A 17,084-nucleotide genomic window follows, 5' to 3' on the forward strand; every position below is an offset into this window, starting at 1 on the left:
AGCTGCTGTCCTTGAGCGCCATGCAAAAGCAATTGCTGCTGAGCCAGGACAATCCCGTGCTGCGCCTGGAGCTGGTGCAGGATATGCTCACGGAAAATGGTTTGCTCGAAGACTAAAACATCCCGGGCCGCATGTTTTCTCACCGTTCCGTTGTGCAATTGCAATTTCTATTGAGAAATACTTTACGCTTTGCCGCCGCTGGCATAAGATAATGCCCCTGGGCAAGATTGCCCTGGGCAACATTCAAGAGCACACGACATGGCAAAAGTAAGCGCGGAACAGATCAATGCGGCAATGGAAGCGATGGCGGGCGAAGGCCAGGCCATCACGGTGCGCGCCTTGCGCGAACGGCTGGGCAATGGGGCCTGCCTGGGCACCATCAGCAAGCTCTTGCAGCGCCGAAAGGCCGGTGCGCAGCGCCAGATCGCCGCCGCCGCCGAACTGTCGCCCGTGCTGCAGCAAGCCATCCTCGATTATGTAGGACAGGAATTAAGCGCCAGCCACAGCGCGCATGAAGCCGAGATGAACGACAATCAACAGGAATTGATGGACCTGGCCAGCGAGAACGAGCGCCAGCAAGAACTGCTCGACCTGCAGGCGGGCGAGCTGGAAACCTTGCGCGAGGAGCTCGAACGCGAGCGGCAAGTGGCGAACCAGGCCCGCACGGACTTGGCCAAGGCGCAGTTGCGCCTGGAAGGCTTGCCGCGTCTGGAAGAAGCGGCCGAACAGGCGCGCATGGATCTGGCCAAGGCGCAATTCAAGCTCGAAGGCATCCCCCGCCTGGAAGAGGCTGCCGAAGCGGCGCGTGCGGAACTGATCCAGGCCCAGCTGAAGCTGGAAAGCCTGACGCGCGTGGAAACGGAACTGGCGGCTGCGCGCCTGGAACTGGAAGCGGAACGCGAAGAGCTGGGCGAAACGCGCGCCGAGCTGGACGAAGAGCGCACCTTGCGCATCAAGGCGCAGCAGTTCATCGTGGATCCGATCTTCAAAACACCTGTCTGAAGTCGTTACGTTAGGGGGCTCTGTTAGTCGGCGCACGGAATCGTGTTACTAGACGCGGCAAAATAGCTCAGTGATCCAGGCGCGAAAGGGGCCGGCATGGAAACGCTGATCGTCATGGGGGCCTCGGTGGGCGGCGTGAGCGCACTGTCCACTATCTTTGCCGCCTTGCCCGCGAATTTGCCCGCGGCGATCCTGGCCGTCATGCACGTGGGGGCGCGCAACAGTGTGCTGCCCGAGATCCTCGGCAAGACCTCCGCCTTGCCCGTGCGCTTTGCAGAAGAGCGCGAACCCGTGCGCGCGGGGCGCATCCTGCTGGCGCCGCCCGACCGTCACATGCTCGTTGCCAACGTGGCCGGCCAGGCGACGGTCGAGCTGACCCGGGGACCGAAGGAAAACCATACGCGTCCCGCCATCGACCCCCTGTTTCGCAGTGCCGCCGCCGCTTTTGGACCGAAGGTAGTGGGCGTGATCCTCAGCGGCTACCTCGACGATGGCACTGCAGGCTTGCAGGCCATCAAGGCCTGCGGCGGCAAGGCATTGGTGCAGGAGCCGCAGGAGGCGGTGGCGCCGTCGATGCCGCAAAGCGCAATTGACTATGCCGGGGTGGATTGGCGCCTGCCGTGCGCCGAGATCGGCCCGGCCCTGCTGGCGCTGGCCAGCGGCGCGCCAGCGCCAGCCGGTGCCGCGCAGTCCTTGCCGCCCGTGCCCCAGTGGATCGCCGTGGAAAACCGTTTTGCCCGGGGAGTGGGGAATATGGACCAACTGGAAAAAATTGCCACGCCATCGACGTTCACCTGTCCCGAATGCCAAGGCACACTGTGGGAGCTGCATGGCCAGAAGCCGCAGCGTTTTCGCTGCCATACGGGCCACAGTTTCACGGCGCAGACGCTCGGCGAGTTGCAGCATGAAAAGGCGGAAGATGCCATGTGGGCCGCCGTCAGGGCGCTGCAGGAAAAAGAAAAGCTGTACCTGAGCCTGGCAGCCAAGGCCCAAGCCTGGCTGCATCCGGGCACGGCCAGCGAGTATGCAGCCAAGGCGCGCCAGGCAGGCGAGCAGGCCGATGTGCTGAAACGGGCCTTGCTGGCTTAAAATAGCGCATGGTCGCGCCATGGCGCGCGACGCCTGATCGCAAAGAAGGTTTATGTCTGCAGAAAAAAAAGAGCCGCTTCCGCTTGCGGCAGCCCCCGTATTGCCGCGCGCGCTGCCGCCCAGGCCGCCAGCAGAATTCAGTTCGCCCGAAGCGGCCCTGGCGCGCAAGCAGGCGCGCGAAGCCAAGGATGCGCAGGTGCGCGGTGTTACCTCTATCGACGCCATGCGCGAGGCCATCAAGCAGGCGGCGCGTGACTTGCCCGCCATCACCGAGGTGCCGCGCCTGGCCATGCTGGACGCGGCCGCCTTCCGCGCGCGCGCCGCGCTGGGCCTGCCATTCCTGATGCGCGGGCTGGTGCAGCGCTGGCCCTTATCCCAGTTGCTGCCCGACGTCTTGCGCGAGCAGTTCAGCCACGTGCCCGTGCGCGCGCGGGTGGGCGACTACATCAACACGGCGTTTGCGGCCGACCGCGCCATGCAGGATATGTCGATGGGGCAATACCTGGACCTGGTGGCAGAGGGCAAGTACGCGCTGCCGCCTTACCTGGGCAACCTGGAATTGCGCGAACTGAACCGCCTGTGCCACTGGCCCACGTATTTCGACAAGATGGGTCCGCCGCGCTTCTGGGTGGGGCCGGCCGGCACGGTGACACCTTTGCATTGCGATTACGACGACAATATCTTTGCGCAAGTGTGGGGCCGCAAGCGCATCTTTTTGTCGCCGCCGCACCATGACGCTTTTCTTTACCCGAGCGAAGCGAACGCCATCCTGTTCGGCTCGCCTTTCGACCCGGAAGCGCCCGATTTCGAGCGTTTCCCGCTGGCGCGCCAGGCCGCCATGATCGAATGCATCGTCGAGCCGGGCGACATGCTGTACGTGCCCGCCGGCTGGTACCACCAGGTGCGCGCGCTGACGTTTTCCCTGTCCTCGAACCGCTGGGCCAGGGCCGTGCCGCTGGCGCTGCGGCGTACCGAGGCTTAATCCGCTGGCACGATGGCCTTGCCATCGGCACGCAGGCGCTTGGGCCGCCACTCGCTGAGGATGCCCGCACAAATGATCAGTATCGCGCCCACGATGGCCAGGGCCGGCAGGCGTTCGCCAGCGATACGTCCGATGACGCCGGCCCACACGGGTTCGCCCGCATAGATCAAGGTGGCCTTGGTGGCGGAAATGCGCTTTTGCGCCCAGTTCATCACATATTGGATCAGTGCGCTGGCGCAGCCCAGGGCCAGTACGCTGAGGATGAAAGTCTTGCTGAGGACGGGTGGCGCTTCGCCCATGACGGGCATCAGCAGCAGGGCGATCAATGATGCCGTGGCCAGCTGCACGATGGTCACGCGCAGGATGTTCAATTGCGGCGACACGCGGCTGATGAGGATGATTTCCAGTGCAATCGCGATAGCGCCCACGGCCGTGATCAGCTCGCCCGTGCCGAAGGCCATGCTCAAGCCGTCCGTGCCGGTGAGCAGCAGCAAGCCGACGAACGCCAGCACGACGGCCGCCCATACGGCAGGGTGGGGCCGCTGCTTGAAGACCAGCCATTGCACCAGCGGCACGATGGGCACATAGAAGGCCGTGATGAAGGCGGACTTGCTGCTGGAAATATGCATCAAGCCATAGGTTTGCAGCGCGTAGCCGCCAAAGATGCTCACGCCGATGGCCATGCCCGTCAGCAATTCGGCCTTGCTCAGATGGCGCAACTGGCCCCGGCAGATCAGGGCGCCGATACTGGCGGCCACGGCAAAGCGGGCGGCCACGAAGGCCAGCGGGCCGCTGACCGTCACGGCATGTTGCACGACGAGAAACGTCCCGCCCCAGATGAAGGTGATGGCGATCAGCGCCAGTTCGGGCAGGCCAAAGGCAGGCGGGGGACTTGCGTGTGTTTTCATGGGGCGCTATGCTATGAGCAAAATATTTCCCATCATCATAGGAGCAATATATTGCGCAGTCAAGTCGAGGCCGGTGGCGTGCTGGCACACCTGGCCACCAATCTGCGGCGCTTGCGCCTTGCCGCCGGCCTCAGCCAGGAAGAACTGGCGCGCAGCTCAGGCCTGAGCCGGCGCATGGTCAATGGTGTCGAGGCGGGCAGCACCAACATCAGCCTGGCCAACCTCGACCATGTGGCGGCCGCCTTGAACGTGGCCTTTGTCGACCTGGTCCAGCCGCCGCAGCAGCCGCACGAGAGCCTGCGCGTGCTGATGTGGCAAAGCGCGTCGCAGGCCAGCCAGGCCGTGCTGCTGGGCGCGGCGCCCGCCAGCCGCCAGGTGGAACTGTGGTCGTGGACCCTGGCGCCGGGCGAGCGCTATGATGCGCAAGCCGATCCGGCGGGTTTCAGTGAAATGCTCTACGTGCTGGAAGGCGAGCTGCAGCTCGTGCTGGCGGCGGAAACCAGGCAACTGGCCACGGGCGATTTTTTCGTCTTCAGCAGCGCGCAAGCGTATGCCTACGTGAATGCGGGCGAGTCCACCTTGCGATTTACGCGTAATGTGGTCAGCTGACGGCGCAATCAGGGCAGGCCATATCCTGCAGCAGCGGCGGCTGTTCATGGCCGCAGCCCAGGTCGAGCACACTTTTGCCTTCTAGCTCAGGCAGCATGGCGCGCCGGTCTAGATGTACTGTGTCATGCGTCGATGTCCTTGCGGGGCGTGCGCTTGGCATGCCCGCTGCGTTGCGCCCGGTAAATACCCGCGTGGCCGGAAAACAGATAGGCCACGACGCAGGCGATGGCCGCGTACACGCCGATCTCGGCGCCGAACAGTTCCATCGCCATCAGGGTCGACGCGATCGGCGTGTTGGCCGCGCCCGCAAATACGGCAACGAAGCCGATGGCGGCCAGCAGGGTGACGGGCTGGTGCAGCAGCGGGCCCAGCGCATTGCCCAGGGTCGCGCCGATGAAGAACAATGGCGTCACTTCGCCGCCCTTGAAACCCGTTCCCAATGAAACAATGGTAAACGCCATCTTGCCGAGGAAATCGTATGCGGGCAGCGGTTCTTTCAGCGCGTCGACGATGGTGGGGATGCCCAGGCCGATATACTTGTCCGTACCGATCAGCCACACGGCAATGGCAACGACGAGGCCGCCCATGAGCGGGCGCAGCGGCGCGTAGCCGATCCAGCGCTTCATCAGGCCGCTCAAGCCGTGTGTGGCTTGCGCAAACAGTTTGCCCGTCACGCCGAACAGCACGCCGGCGAGCACCATGGCGCACAAGGTCCAGGCGGAGAGGGCGGGGATCAACGGCACGGCGTAATGCGTATGGTGGACTCCCCACAGCAAGCCCACCTGGTCGGCGATGACGGCAGCAGCCAGGCAGGGCAGCATGGCTTCGTAGCGCAAGCGGCCGATGGCCAGTACTTCCAGGCCGAAGATGGCGCCTGCCAGCGGCGTGCCGAAGACGGAGGCAAAGCCGGCGCTGATGCCGGCCATCAGGATGATGCGGCGGTCTTCATTGTTCAGGCGAAACATGTGCGTGAGCTGGTCGGCCAGCGCGCCACCCATTTGCACGGCCGTGCCTTCGCGCCCGACGGAGGCGCCAAACAGATGCGAGATGAGGGTGCCGCCCAGCACCAGCGGCGCCATGCGCAAGGGGATGATTTTTTTCGGATCGTGGATTTCATCGATGAGCAGGTTCGCGCCGCCTTCGACACTGTTGCCGTAGCGCAAATACAGCCAGCCGACGGCAAAGCCCGCCACGGGCAGCAGCCAGATCAGCCAGGCGTGCGCCAGGCGCGTGCGCGTGGCCCAGTCGAGGGCGTACAGGAAGCCGGCCGAAGCCGTGCCGGCCAGCACGGCCACGGCAGCGGCGATCAGCAGCCATTTGACCAGGTGCAGAAATAAATCGCGAAGAGGGGCAAGCCGGCGCATCATGCATCCAGTCAAGGCTGATGGGTGGGTAGTTCCTTACAAGTCCAGTTCCGCCACCAGCGCCTTGCCGATGGCCCGCTGCTCGGCCAGTATGGCGCGCAGGTGGCGGGGGCGCGTCCTGACGTTGGTCATGACTACGCGCAGCACGTTGGTGGGGCCAGGGTAGCGCGTCGATTCCAGTACCGTGCGCGAGACAAAGCTGTGGCCTTGCGCCTTTTGCCGGTTTTGCAGCTTGGCGTTGAGCGTGTTCAGCTGCTTGTTCAGTTCGATGGCGGCCTCCACCTGGCCGCCGGCCAGCAAGGCCTCCATGCGCTGGCGCAAGTGCGCGGGCACGTAGCGGTAGGTCAGAATGAAGGTGTCCGAGCGCGTGACGAGTTCGAAATCCTGCTGGTCGGCCAGCAAATCCTGCAACTGGCCGGACAGGGTGGCCGCCTGCTGCAGCAAGGTCGTGTAGCCGGACACACCGAGCACCTTGAACGAGGTCCACAGCTTCAAGGCGTCAAAGCGGCGCGAGCCCTCCAGCGACGTCTGGCCCAGGTCGCCCGAGTTGTCGCGCAAGATGTAGTTGGCGTTGTGCTTCAGCAAGTTCAGGCTGGCGCTATCCTTGAACAGCACCATGCTTTGCGCCATCGGCACCCATAGCAGCTTGTGCCCGTCGATGACGACGGAGTCGGCCAGGGCGATGCCGTCATACAGCGCGCGGTACTGTTCCGCGATCAATAGGGCGCCGCCCCAGGCCGCATCCACATGGAACCAGATGCTTTCGCGCGCGGCAATGGCCGCCATGGCGGCCAGCGGGTCGATGGCGCCTGTTTCCGTCGTGCCGGCGATGCCGATCATGGCGACGACCTTGATCTTGCGCAGTTTTAAATCGGCAATCGTCTCTTCCAGCGCGGCGATGTCGATGCGGTTGTCGCGGTCGACGGCCACCAGCTGCAAGGCGTTTTCACCGAGGCCCAAGGTTGCCAGCGCCTTCTTCACGGAATAATGACTGCGGGCCGAGCCGATCACGGCAAGCCCCGCGTAGCCCGATTCCTGCATGGCGGCAAACAGCCCCCGCTTGCGCGTGCCGGGCAGTTGCTGCTCCAGCGCCACGGCCAGGGCCGTCAAGTTGCCCATGGTGCCGCCATTGACGACATTGCCCAGCGCGCCGCTGGTGGCCGCCATCGCTTGCGTGTAGACATGATCGGGCTGCTGGTAGACCTGGCGGTGCAGCCAGCCGAGGATCTGTTTTTCGATCAGGGTCGACACGTACGCCGTCTCGATCTTGACCTGGTTCTGATTCAAGGTGGCTGTAAACGCTTCGGCCAGCACGCTGATCCACGGCAGGGCCTGCGTCATGTGGCCGATGTATTGCGGGTGGTTCAGCTGGGCCGTATTGGCCAGCACGGTGGTGTTGAGTTCTTGCAGGAAATCCGCCACGGCCATGCCATGTGCGGGCAGGCAGGTGTCGGACAATTGCGTCAGCAGTTCCGCATACGGCGTGTGCGGATAGGGCGTGTCGCGTTCTGCGGCCAGCCAGCCGCCCAGCATGCGCAGCGCCTGCTGCAGGGGCGCGGGTGCCTGTTGTAGCGCATCGATGGAAAAATGCTGCTGCAGCAGCTGTTCGATAGGGGTATCGGTCATGGCGCGTTATCTTCTCTACGGATTGCTGGTGCCACGGTGACACAAATGCATCGCGCCCAGGCGGAAGCGGGATTTTACCCGACTCCGCCTGAGCGCATCAGTTTGCTATCAGTGTCTGTGATCAGAAGTAGTTGAGGCCCAGCGCCGCCTTGACTTCATCGGCCGTGCGGGCCGCCACTTCGCGTGCGCGGAACGTGCCTTCTTTCAGCATCTGGATGACTTGCCCCTTGTCCTTGGCGAACTCTTCGCGGCGGGCACGGATCGGCGCCAGCATTTCCTGCAAGACCACGTCCAGGCGTTTCTTGACGATGCTGTCGCCCAGGCCGCCACGCACGTAATGGGCTTTCATTTCCGCCAGCGCCGCTTTTTCTGGATCAAACGCGTCCAGATAGGTAAACGCGATATTGCCTTCCAAGTGGCCCGGGTCTTCCACGCGCAGGTGCAGCGGGTCGGTATAGACTTTTTTCACGGCGGCCGTGATTTCGGCCGAGGTCGCGCCCAGGTTGATGGTGTTGCCCAGCGACTTGCTCATCTTCGCCTTGCCGTCGATGCCGGGCAGGCGGCCGATGTCCGGTACCAGCGCCTTGCATTCCATCAATACTTCGCGGTTGTACATGCGGTTGAAGCGGCGCACGATTTCATTCGTTTGCTCGATCATCGGGATCTGGTCTTCGCCCACAGGCACCACGCCCGCCTTGAAGGCCGTGATGTCGGCCGCCTGGCTGGCAGGATAGGTCAAAAAGCCCGCTGGAATGTCGCGCTCGAAGCCGCGCAGGCGGATTTCTTCCTTGACGGTGGGGTTGCGCTCGAGGCGCGCCACGGTGACGATGTTCAGGTAGTAAAAGGTCAGCTCGGCCAGTTCCGGGATTTGCGACTGGATGAACACGGTAGTCTTGCTCGGGTCGATGCCGACGGCCAGGTAGTCGAGCGCCACTTCGACGACATTGCGGTGCACCTTGTCGATGTCGTCCATATTGTCCGTCAGCGCCTGCGCGTCGGCCAGCATGATGAATTGCTTGTAGCTGTTCTGGTAGCTGACGCGGTCGCGCAAACTGCCCACGTAGTGGCCCAAGTGCAAGGGACCGGTCGGGCGGTCGCCCGTCAGGATCACGGATTGCGAAGCGATGGCGGCGGCCGACAGCGGTGCCGCCGGTGCGTCGTTCTGGTCTTGGGTATCTGGGGTGTTAGGCAAGCTCATCAAGTTTCCTTTTGAGCCGCCTGCATCGGGGATGATCCAGGCTGAGCCTGTTACGCCACCGATCGAGGCGGCGTGGATCAAATTCACATCACTATGCAGTGGCCGCGCGAAAGTGAGCGGGACCACCAATTCAAGCAGGCGTGTTGTGACGGGATAAATTTCATGGCGTTATGGTTGCAGTTCGGGCGCGTTCTGTCAAGTTGCGCCCCGATTTATCTGCTGCGCTGCGTCAGAGACTGGCCTACTGCGGAACTTGCTTTAAGGGTATTATTGCCGTTCGGCCACTTTTGCGTGGCATGAATCCATTGGAGAACAGTATGCGCGTGTCGTCCCCCGTCCGGCTCACCGGCCTGGCCCTGGTTATCAGTTCCCTGTTTGCTGCACCCGTGCTGGCGCAAACGCCGCCGATGGCGCCCGATATCGGTGCCAAGCTGGTCATGCCCGATGTCAATGATTACGTCAAACGCGTGGTGATGATTCCCATGCGCGACGGCGTCAAGCTGTACACGGTGATCGTCGTGCCGAAAGAGGCCAAACGGGCGCCCATCATGCTCACGCGCACGCCGTACAACGCGGCCCGCCGCGCCCAGCGCGCCACCAGCGCCAGCATGCTGGCCACCTTGCCGCAGGGCGACGATACCCTGGTGGAAAACGGCTACATCCGCGTGTTCCAGGACGTGCGCGGCAAGCATGGTTCCGAAGGCGATTACGTCATGACGCGTCCCGTGCGCGGCCCGCTCAACAATACCAAAGTCGATAACGTCACCGATGCGTGGGACACCATCGACTGGCTGTCGAAGAATATTCCGGAAAGTAATGGCAAGGTGGGCATGCTGGGCTCCTCGTATGAAGGGCATACGGTGCTGATGGCCCTGGTCGACCCGCATCCGGCGCTGAAGGTGGCCATTCCCATGAGCGCCATGGTCGATGGCTGGCGCGGCGACGACTGGTTCCATAACGGCGCCTTCCGCATGCCGAGTTTGTCTTACCTGGCGTGGCAGACGAGCGTGCGCGGCAGCGCCGAATCGCCCGTGCTGGGCGTCTACGACGATTACGAAGCGTATCTGCGCATCGGCTCGGCTGGCGACTATGCGAAGAAATTCGGCATCGACAAGCTGACGTACACGAAAAAGCTGTTCGAGCACCCGGCCTACGACAGTTACTGGCAGGAACAGGCGCTCGACAAGATCCTCGCCAAGCGTCCGCTGATCGTGCCCACCATGCACGTGGTAGGCCAGTGGGACCAGGAAGACATCTATGGCGCCTATGCCACCTACGCGGCGATGGAAGGGCGCGACAAGCGCAATAATCTCAATTACCTGGCGGTGGGGCCGTGGCGCCACAGCGGCGTCAACTATGAAGGTTCGACCCTGGGCGCCCTGAAATTTGACGGCGATACGGCGCGCCAGTTCCGCGAAAAAGTCATGCAGCCATTCCTCAATCAATACCTGAAGGATGGCGCGCCGGAAGCGAACACGGCGCCCGTAGTGTCGTACCAGAGCGGCACGAACCAGTGGCAGCGCCTGCAGCAGTGGCCGCTGGCTTGCGAGACCTGCGACACCAAGCTGACGCCGATCTACCTGCAGGATGGCTACAAGCTGGGCTTTGCGGCGCCATCGGGCGTTGCGAATGCGGCTGAAGGCGCATCCGACGAATATGTGGCCGATCCGGCCAAGCCCGTACCGTTCGTGGCGCGTCCCGTGCGCCTCGGCGATGGCGATCAGTGGAAACCCTGGCTGGTCAGCGACCAGCGCGGCTATGCGGACCGCACGGATGTGCTCAGCTATGTTTCCGAACCGTTGAAGACGGCCGTGCGCATCGCCGGCGCACCGATGGTGAACCTGTTCGCCGCCACCAGCGGCACGGATGCCGACTGGGTGGTCAAGCTGATCGACGTGTATCCGGACGAAGTGCCGTCGCAGCCGGCCATGGGCGGCTATCAATTGGGCGTGGCGATGGATATCTTCCGTGGCCGCTACCGCGACAGCTTCGAGCACCCGACGGCCATTCCAGCCGGCAAGGTTGAACGCTACCGTTTCGCCTTGCCGAACGCCAATCACGTCTTCCTGCCCGGCCATCGCATCGCCGTGCAAGTGCAGTCGAGCTGGTTCCCGCTGTACGACCGCAACCCGCAAACCTTCGTGCCGAACATCTTCCTGGCCCAGCCTGGCGATTATAAAAAGGCGACGCAGCGCGTGTACCACGCGGCAGGGGCGGCCAGCGCGATCGAGTTGCCGATTGCGCCGCTCGACGCCCGCTAGCCGGCCCGCATGAGGATGGCCCCCGCCGCGATCAGGGCGATGGACAGGTAGCGGCGGGGGCTGATTTTTTCGCGCAGGAACAGGGCCGCAATGGCGATGGCGAACAAAATCGACGTTTCGCGCAGGGCCGCGATGGCGGCCACGGGCGCCTGCGTCATGGCCCACAGGGCCAGGCCATACGAAGCGAGGGTGCCGAAACCGCCAAAGGCGGCCAGGCGCCATTGCGTTTGCGCATAGGCAAGCAAGTCGGCGGGGCGGCGCAACGCCGTCCACAGCAGCAGTCCCGTTCCGTTCAAGACGAAAATCCACATGGTGTAGGCGGACGGCGCGCCGGACAGGCGTACGCCGATGCCGTCGATCAGGGTATAGCTGGCGATGACGCAGGCGTTGCCCAGCGCAAAGGTGGTGGCGCGCCCTGTTTGTTTCGTGGCGCCAGGCGTGGCGGGCCGGCGCGCGGCAACATACAGGCCAAGGATGCCCGCGCAGATGCAGGCGACAGCGCCCATCTGCATGGCGGACAGGCGCTCGCCGATCAGCGGCCAGCTGGCCAGCGCCACGATGAGCGGCGCGCTGCCGCGCATCAGGGGGTAGGCATGGCTCATGTCGCCGGCCTTGTAGGCGGCCGCCAGCAGAGAATAATAGGCCAGCTGCGCCACGGCCGAGGCGGCCAGATAGGGCCAGCTGGCGGGCGCGGGAGCATCGACGAAGGGCAACACGGCCAGCGAGATCAGGGCCGCGCCGACGGAGACGAGCACTGTGCTGAGAAAGGTATCCTTGCCCGACTTGACGATGGCGTTCCAGCTGGCGTGCAGCAGGGCGGCAAACAGGACGACGGCGACGACGAAACCGGACATGCGGGCCTTAGCGGGGGCGTATGCTCTGCGACAACAGTTCCTGGCGATGATGGCGCTGGAAACCCTCCATCAGGGTACCCGAGCGGCCTGCTTTTTCCAGCAGTTCGCGCAAGGTGGCCTGGTCTTCCGCCGTCAGCGACTTGCGCGACAGGTAGGCGCCGCTCATACCCCACGGCAATTCCGGCAAGGCCTCCAGGCGCAGGCGGTCTGCCAGGCCATACACGCGCGCATCGTTTTGCGCCACGCCGGCCAGGATGGTGGGACTCATGATGGTGGCGTCGATGAAGCCGCTTTGCATGAGGCGCGCCACGGAGAGCGCGTCGACTTCGTAGAACAGGCGTCCCTGGCTGCTCAGTTCCTTCGCCAGCGCCTGGTAAGACACGCCATAGTCGTAGCCGCGCACGAGCGCCACGCGCAGTTCGCGCCGCTCGATCAGTTCCTGCATGGTGTTGACGGGCGCGCGCGCGCCTTGCAGCGAGATCAGCAGGGGCCGGTTGCCCATCAGGGGGATGAACAGGCCATGCTGGTCGCGCCGCGGCGTGCTGCTGGCGGGTATCAGCATATCGGCCTTGCCCGCCTCGAACATCGCTTCCAGGCGCGCGCGCGGCACGGCCGTGAAGATGAAATTGCAGCCGAGCTTGGCGCCCATGCTGCGCAGCAAGTCGGGATAGATGCCGCCGATGCTGGCGCCATTGATCACCACGCTGGCGCCGATGGCGGAAACGGGCACCTGGATGTCGCGCGAGCATTGCGCGCCGGCCAGGGACGGCAGCGCCAGCGCCAGCATGGCCATGGCTCGGCGCCAGGCGCTGGAATAAAAGTCAGTCATACCCATCCTTGCTTGCCATCGAATGCCGGGCGTCGGTAACGCCCCGCTGATTATCCCATTCTCGCCTATTTATTTCTCAAATGCAATATTATGCCGCCGGCTACTTTGTGGTGGAAACCATCAGTCTTGCCTGGCGTTGCGCCTTGAAGTAGCGCCAGGCCACCACGATGCCCAGGGTTTGCATGATGGCGCACAGGTAGAAGGTGCTGCCGATGCGCCAGTCCTGCGGCGGCAAATGGCTCACTTCGCCGAGGATCATGCTGCCGAGCAAAGGCATGATGATGATGCCCAGGCTGCTGATCGATTGCAGTGAACCCATCAGTTCCCCCTGTTCGCCGGCGTTCGATGACTTCGAGATGATGCCTTGCAGGGCCGGGCCGGCGGCAAAGGCCAGCAAGTTGCACAGGATCAGCGCATACATCATCCAGCCTTGCGTGGCCATGCCGTACAGCAGGTAGGTGAGGGCGCCCGACGCCATGCCCAGCAAGGACAAGCGCACTTCGCCAAAGCGCTTGATGAGTATGCCCAGCAAGCCCGCCTGCACGACGGCCGCGCACAGGCCCACGCAGAACAGGGCGATGCCGTTCTGGCGCGGCGTCCAGTCGAAGCGGAAGTGCGTGTACAGCACCCACGTGGTGTTGAGCATCATTTGCGCAAACGTCATCAGGCCGAAGGCCAGCACCAGGCCGCGGATTTCCACGCGGCGTACCAGTTTCAGCAGGGCGGCAAACGGGTTGATGCGGGCCAGGGTGAAGGGCGCGCGCGGACCCGGCTGCAGCGACTCGGGCACGCAGAAATAGCCGTAGATGAAATTGGCCGCCGACAGGCCCGCCGCCACGTAAAACGGCAGGTGCAGATTGATCTCGCCCAGCAGGCCGCCCAGCATGGGACCGCAAATGAAGCCCAGGCCAAAGGCGGCGCCGATCTTGCCGAAGCTCTTGGCGCGGTTCTCGGGCGTGGAAATGTCGGAGGCGTAGGCGGACGCGACCGACATGCTGGCCGACGAGACGCCGCCGATGATGCGGCCGATGAACAGGCAGGCCAGGTTGGGCGCCCAGCCCGTGGCGAGAAAGTTGACGCCCATGCCGGCCATCGAATACAGCAGTACGGGACGGCGTCCCACGCGGTCGCTGATGGCGCCCAGCATGGGCATGAAGATGAATTGCAGCAAGCCAAAAACGGCTGCCATGATGCCGTACCAGAACGCCTGCGCATCCTTGCCGTCGACAAAGTCGCCGATCAGGATGGGCAGCACGGGCACCACCAGGCCGATGCCCAGCATGTCGATGAAGACGCAGACGAGGATGAAATTGAGGTTGCCGGCGCGCGCGGGCGCTGCGGACGAGGACGGGGAATGGCTGTCGGGGCTGGTTTTATCGGACATGCATGCTTTCGGCGCGTTGGTATTGCGCCGGCGTCCTGCAGTTTTCTGCTGGCGCGCGGCGCGATAGCTGAGCCTTGCATTATAGACAGCATGGGCGCTGCTGGCTATCGCCACCAGGTTTATGCGCCCGCGCCCCATTCGTCCGCAAAGGCGGCGCGGAAATCCGTCAGCACGGCCAGCCGTTGTTCAGCCAGCGCGCGGCCCGCCGCCGTCTGCATCTTGCCGGGCAGCTTGTCGAGCTTGGTGACGATATGGTCGAGTGCGTAGGCCTTGTCGTCGAGCGGGCGATGCGCGGCCAGCGGGTCGCTGCCATGCGCCAGCGCGCTATCCATGCGCGCGGCCGTATAGAACAGGCGCGCCAGTCCCACGGCGCCCAGCGCGTCGATGCGGTCGGCATCCTGCACGATTTGCGCTTCGATCGTGTGCGGCGGCAGGTTGGCGGAAAAGCTGTGCGTCTCGATGGCGTGGGCCACGCCGGCCAATTTTTCTGCCGGGAAATCCAGTTCGGCCAGCTGGCGGCAAGCCAGCGCCGCCGCCTGGCGCGAGGCCAGGTGGCGCTCGGGGTGGTTTTTCGGCAAGTTGACCAGGTCGTGCAGATAGCAGGCGGCCATCACCGTGAGGGCGTCGGGTTGCGCATATTCCTGCAGCAGGACGCTGGCGTTGCGCCAGACACGGTGCAGATGGTTGATGTCGTGGGCGCTGTCATCGCCCAGGCCGGCCGTGGCCAGCGCCAGCAGGCGTGGCTGCCATTGGGAAAGCAAAGAATGCATGGTTCAACGTTGTAAAAAGCAGGGGCCGCCAGTGTGGCATAAAACGCCGCCGCGTGCGGCGGGACGCCCGGCACTTCGGCGTGCCGTATTTGCCACATAAATTGTATTTTTGGAAAGCGTCAATCAGACGAATGCTCTTTTTTAGTGCATGTAAAATTTACATGGGGTAACATTGCCGCACGGAAATTAGAAGCATAAGCTAATTGCGAGAAAGTATTTGCAAAAACATACAAGTGGCAGCCATTCCATCGTGCTTGGCGCGTCACATCCAGGGCTTGCATGCAGCGCGCCCTGGCCTGCGCCCCAGGCGAGTTAACGAAAGGATTATCATGAACACCAATTCCAGCGACACTGGCGCAACCGTTGCCAAGGCTGCCGAATACCTGGCCTTTACCCTGGGCCAGGAAGAATATGGCATCGACATCCAGAAAGTCAGCGAAATCCGCAGCTATGAAACGCCGACCCGCATCGCCAACGCCCCCGAGTTCGTCAAGGGCGTGGTCAACCTGCGCGGCATCATCGTGCCCATCGTCGACATGCGCATCAAGTTCAATCTGGGCACGCCCAGCTATGACCAGTTTACCGTCGTCATCATCCTCAACATCGGCAACCGCGTCGTCGGCATGGTCGTCGACCGCGTCTCCGACGTCACCACCCTGATGCCGGAACAGATCAAGCCGGCGCCGGACATGGGCCGTTCGATCAACACGGAATACGTGATCGGCCTGGGCACCATCGACGAGCGCATGCTGATCCTGGTCGATATCGACCAGCTGATGTCCAGCGCCGACATGGGCTTGATCGAAAAACTAGCCGCTTGAGTCTTGCTGCAGGCCAGCAGGCCAAGTTTATCGGAAATAATTGACCCCAAGCATTGTTTGCTTTTTGTACAAGGCGCACGCTAGCGCCTTTCCTGGCGCACGGTTCAGCCGAACCGTGCGCCAGTTTCACTTTGGTTTCACTTTTTCACGCCCGCTTTGATACCGCAGCCAGCCAGTGCGCGCCAAAGGGATGTCATCAGCCGTTCGGCATGCTGGCGTCGGGGCTTTTTAGGATAGTCACATGAATGTATTACGCAACGTCAGCATCGGTGTCCGCCTCGGACTCGGTTTTGCCGTGATCTTGCTGTTTTCCATGCTCATTACGGGCATCAGCGTCTGGCGCCTGCACGACGTGGCCAGCGCCACGCGCGTCATGATGGAGCAGCCGCTGGCGAAGGAACGCTATATTTCCGACTGGTATGGCCGTATCGACAGCGCCGTGCGCCGCACCATCGCCATTGCCCGCAGCAGCGATACCTCGCTCAGCGGCTATTTCGCCGAAGAATCGAAAGTCTCGTCGTCCAGCTCGGCCGAACTGCAAAAGAAAATCGAAGCGCTGATCGACAAGCCGGAAGAAAAAGCCATGTTCGCGGGCTTGCTGGAACAGCGCAAGGTGTACATCGGTTCGCGCGACCAGGTCTACAAGCTGAAGGGCGAAGCGCAGGTCGATGCGGCCAACGAGGTGTTTGAAAAGACCTTCGTGCCGGCCGCCGCCAAGTACCAGAAGATGGTGCTGGACTTGCTGGAACACCAGCGCGCCAGCATCGACACAACGGCGCGCGAGATCGACGCCGTCGCCAATACCAGCCGCAACCTGATGCTGGTGCTGGCCGCGCTGGCGCTGGCTTTTGGCGTCATCTGCGCGTGGGTCTTGACGATGGGCATCGTGCGCCCCCTGCGCACGGCCGTGGAAGTGGCGCGCAAGGTGGCCGATGGCGACTTGACGGCGCAGATCGACGCCAGCGCCAAGGATGAAACCGGGCAATTGCTGCAAGCGTTGAAGGACATGAACACGAGCCTGCTCAACATCGTCGGCGAAGTGCGCAGCGGCACGGACAGCATCGCCACGTCCTCGACGCAGATTGCCGCCGGCAACCAGGATCTGTCTTCCCGCACGGAAGAGCAGGCAGGTTCGCTGGAAGAAACGGCGTCGTCGATGGAAGAACTGACCAGCACCGTGAAGCAGAATGCGGACAATGCGCGCCAGGCCAACCAGTTGGCGGCGTCGGCGGCGCAAGTGGCCGTCAAGGGCGGCGAAGTCGTGGCGCAAGTGGTGGGCACGATGGAATCGATCAACGCTTCGTCGAACAAGATCGTCGACATCATTTCCGTGATCGACGGCATCGCCTTCCAGACGAATATCCTGGCCTTGAATGCGGCCGTGGAA

General features: G+C 63.3%; 15 protein-coding genes and 1 pseudogene. 8 read left to right on the forward strand and 8 right to left on the reverse strand.

The annotated features are described in order from the left end of the window. From VM94_RS29130 to VM94_RS19330, 4 genes and pseudogenes are all read left to right on the forward strand, one after another. A pseudogene (locus tag VM94_RS29130) lies at positions 1 to 116 on the forward strand (LON peptidase substrate-binding domain-containing protein); the annotation flags it as partial. Between the two features lie 142 nt (positions 117 to 258). Continuing rightward, the gene (locus VM94_RS19320; RefSeq protein WP_046684938.1) at positions 259 to 1,002 is read left to right on the forward strand and encodes a DNA-binding protein; all 744 of its coding nucleotides are present in this window, start codon (positions 259 to 261) and stop codon (positions 1,000 to 1,002) included. A 96-nt stretch (positions 1,003 to 1,098) separates the two neighbouring features. Beyond that, entirely contained in the window at positions 1,099 to 2,091 is a 993-nt protein-coding gene (locus VM94_RS19325) for a chemotaxis protein CheB (RefSeq protein ID WP_046684939.1), read from the forward strand. Positions 2,092 to 2,143: 52 nt separating this feature from the next. Further along, the gene (locus tag VM94_RS19330) at positions 2,144 to 3,073 is read left to right on the forward strand and encodes a cupin-like domain-containing protein (protein WP_046684940.1); all 930 of its coding nucleotides are present in this window, start codon (positions 2,144 to 2,146) and stop codon (positions 3,071 to 3,073) included. On the opposite strand, the gene VM94_RS19335 is transcribed toward VM94_RS19330, so the two are convergent. Then, positions 3,070 to 3,981 (reverse strand): DMT family transporter, encoded by a 912-nt coding sequence (locus VM94_RS19335; protein ID WP_046684941.1) that lies wholly within the window; start codon positions 3,979 to 3,981, stop codon positions 3,070 to 3,072. The genes VM94_RS19330 and VM94_RS19335 overlap by 4 nt on opposite strands. Positions 3,982 to 4,032: 51 nt before the next feature. Between VM94_RS19335 and VM94_RS19340 the strand changes: the two genes are divergently transcribed. Continuing rightward, positions 4,033 to 4,590 (forward strand): helix-turn-helix domain-containing protein, encoded by a 558-nt coding sequence (locus tag VM94_RS19340; protein WP_082127802.1) that lies wholly within the window; start codon positions 4,033 to 4,035, stop codon positions 4,588 to 4,590. A 122-nt stretch (positions 4,591 to 4,712) separates the two neighbouring features. Here VM94_RS19340 and VM94_RS19345 read toward each other — a convergent pair whose 3' ends face one another. The 3 genes from VM94_RS19345 to trpS all read right to left on the reverse strand — a co-directional run bounded on the left by VM94_RS19345 (position 4,713) and on the right by trpS (position 8,778). Then, positions 4,713 to 5,954 carry a voltage-gated chloride channel family protein gene (locus tag VM94_RS19345; protein ID WP_138829023.1) on the reverse strand — a complete coding sequence of 414 codons (1,242 nt, stop codon included), beginning with the start codon at positions 5,952 to 5,954 and terminating at the stop codon, positions 4,713 to 4,715. A gap of 36 nt (positions 5,955 to 5,990) precedes the next feature. Continuing rightward, on the reverse strand, positions 5,991 to 7,580 hold the full coding sequence (locus VM94_RS19350; RefSeq protein ID WP_046684943.1) for a pyridoxal-dependent decarboxylase: 1,590 nt from the start codon (positions 7,578 to 7,580) through the stop codon (positions 5,991 to 5,993). Between the two features lie 121 nt (positions 7,581 to 7,701). Then, a complete protein-coding gene (gene trpS / locus VM94_RS19355) occupies positions 7,702 to 8,778 on the reverse strand; it encodes a tryptophan--tRNA ligase (RefSeq protein WP_235432960.1) in 1,077 nt (358 codons plus the stop codon). 317 nt (positions 8,779 to 9,095) lie between these two features. On the opposite strand from trpS, the gene VM94_RS19360 reads away from it, so the two are divergent. After that, positions 9,096 to 11,039, forward strand: a complete 1,944-nt coding sequence (locus VM94_RS19360; RefSeq protein ID WP_046684944.1) for a CocE/NonD family hydrolase — start codon at positions 9,096 to 9,098, stop codon at positions 11,037 to 11,039. Here VM94_RS19360 and VM94_RS19365 read toward each other — a convergent pair. The 4 genes from VM94_RS19365 to VM94_RS19380 all read right to left on the reverse strand — a co-directional run bounded on the left by VM94_RS19365 (position 11,036) and on the right by VM94_RS19380 (position 14,876). Beyond that, the gene (locus VM94_RS19365) at positions 11,036 to 11,893 is read right to left on the reverse strand and encodes a DMT family transporter (RefSeq protein WP_046684945.1); all 858 of its coding nucleotides are present in this window, start codon (positions 11,891 to 11,893) and stop codon (positions 11,036 to 11,038) included. The two genes, VM94_RS19360 and VM94_RS19365, sit on opposite strands and share 4 nt — an antisense overlap. A gap of 7 nt (positions 11,894 to 11,900) precedes the next feature. Then, on the reverse strand, positions 11,901 to 12,722 hold the full coding sequence (locus tag VM94_RS19370) for a substrate-binding periplasmic protein (RefSeq protein ID WP_046685524.1): 822 nt from the start codon (positions 12,720 to 12,722) through the stop codon (positions 11,901 to 11,903). Positions 12,723 to 12,822: 100 nt separating this feature from the next. Further along, the gene (locus VM94_RS19375; protein WP_046684946.1) at positions 12,823 to 14,106 is read right to left on the reverse strand and encodes a TCR/Tet family MFS transporter; all 1,284 of its coding nucleotides are present in this window, start codon (positions 14,104 to 14,106) and stop codon (positions 12,823 to 12,825) included. Between the two features lie 119 nt (positions 14,107 to 14,225). Next, a complete protein-coding gene (locus VM94_RS19380) occupies positions 14,226 to 14,876 on the reverse strand; it encodes an HD domain-containing protein (protein ID WP_046684947.1) in 651 nt (216 codons plus the stop codon). Positions 14,877 to 15,205: 329 nt separating this feature from the next. Between VM94_RS19380 and VM94_RS19385 the strand changes: the two genes are divergently transcribed. After that, a complete protein-coding gene (locus VM94_RS19385) occupies positions 15,206 to 15,697 on the forward strand; it encodes a chemotaxis protein CheW (protein WP_034752308.1) in 492 nt (163 codons plus the stop codon). A 241-nt stretch (positions 15,698 to 15,938) separates the two neighbouring features. Then, the coding region (locus tag VM94_RS19390) for a methyl-accepting chemotaxis protein (protein WP_046684948.1) at positions 15,939 to 17,084 on the forward strand (1,146 nt) is incomplete at its 3' end.

The sequence above is a fragment of the Janthinobacterium sp. KBS0711 genome, from assembly GCF_000988085.1.
Classification (GTDB): domain Bacteria; phylum Pseudomonadota; class Gammaproteobacteria; order Burkholderiales; family Burkholderiaceae_D; genus Janthinobacterium; species Janthinobacterium lividum_E.

What these genes read in the sequence shown, in the direction of transcription:
- VM94_RS19320 (WP_046684938.1), top strand. Translation starts at nt 259, where the DNA reads ATGGCAAAAGTAAGCGCGGAACAGATCAATGCGGCAATGGAAGCGATG.
- VM94_RS19325 (WP_046684939.1), top strand. Translation starts at nt 1,099, where the DNA reads ATGGAAACGCTGATCGTCATGGGGGCCTCGGTGGGCGGCGTGAGCGCA.
- VM94_RS19330 (WP_046684940.1), top strand. Translation starts at nt 2,144, where the DNA reads ATGTCTGCAGAAAAAAAAGAGCCGCTTCCGCTTGCGGCAGCCCCCGTA.
- VM94_RS19335 (WP_046684941.1), bottom strand. Translation starts at nt 3,981, where the DNA reads ATGAAAACACACGCAAGTCCCCCGCCTGCCTTTGGCCTGCCCGAACTG.
- VM94_RS19345 (WP_138829023.1), bottom strand. Translation starts at nt 5,954, where the DNA reads ATGCGCCGGCTTGCCCCTCTTCGCGATTTATTTCTGCACCTGGTCAAA.
- VM94_RS19350 (WP_046684943.1), bottom strand. Translation starts at nt 7,580, where the DNA reads ATGACCGATACCCCTATCGAACAGCTGCTGCAGCAGCATTTTTCCATC.
- trpS (WP_235432960.1), bottom strand. Translation starts at nt 8,778, where the DNA reads ATGAGCTTGCCTAACACCCCAGATACCCAAGACCAGAACGACGCACCG.
- VM94_RS19360 (WP_046684944.1), top strand. Translation starts at nt 9,096, where the DNA reads ATGCGCGTGTCGTCCCCCGTCCGGCTCACCGGCCTGGCCCTGGTTATC.
- VM94_RS19365 (WP_046684945.1), bottom strand. Translation starts at nt 11,893, where the DNA reads ATGTCCGGTTTCGTCGTCGCCGTCGTCCTGTTTGCCGCCCTGCTGCAC.
- VM94_RS19370 (WP_046685524.1), bottom strand. Translation starts at nt 12,722, where the DNA reads ATGACTGACTTTTATTCCAGCGCCTGGCGCCGAGCCATGGCCATGCTG.
- VM94_RS19375 (WP_046684946.1), bottom strand. Translation starts at nt 14,106, where the DNA reads ATGTCCGATAAAACCAGCCCCGACAGCCATTCCCCGTCCTCGTCCGCA.
- VM94_RS19380 (WP_046684947.1), bottom strand. Translation starts at nt 14,876, where the DNA reads ATGCATTCTTTGCTTTCCCAATGGCAGCCACGCCTGCTGGCGCTGGCC.
- VM94_RS19385 (WP_034752308.1), top strand. Translation starts at nt 15,206, where the DNA reads ATGAACACCAATTCCAGCGACACTGGCGCAACCGTTGCCAAGGCTGCC.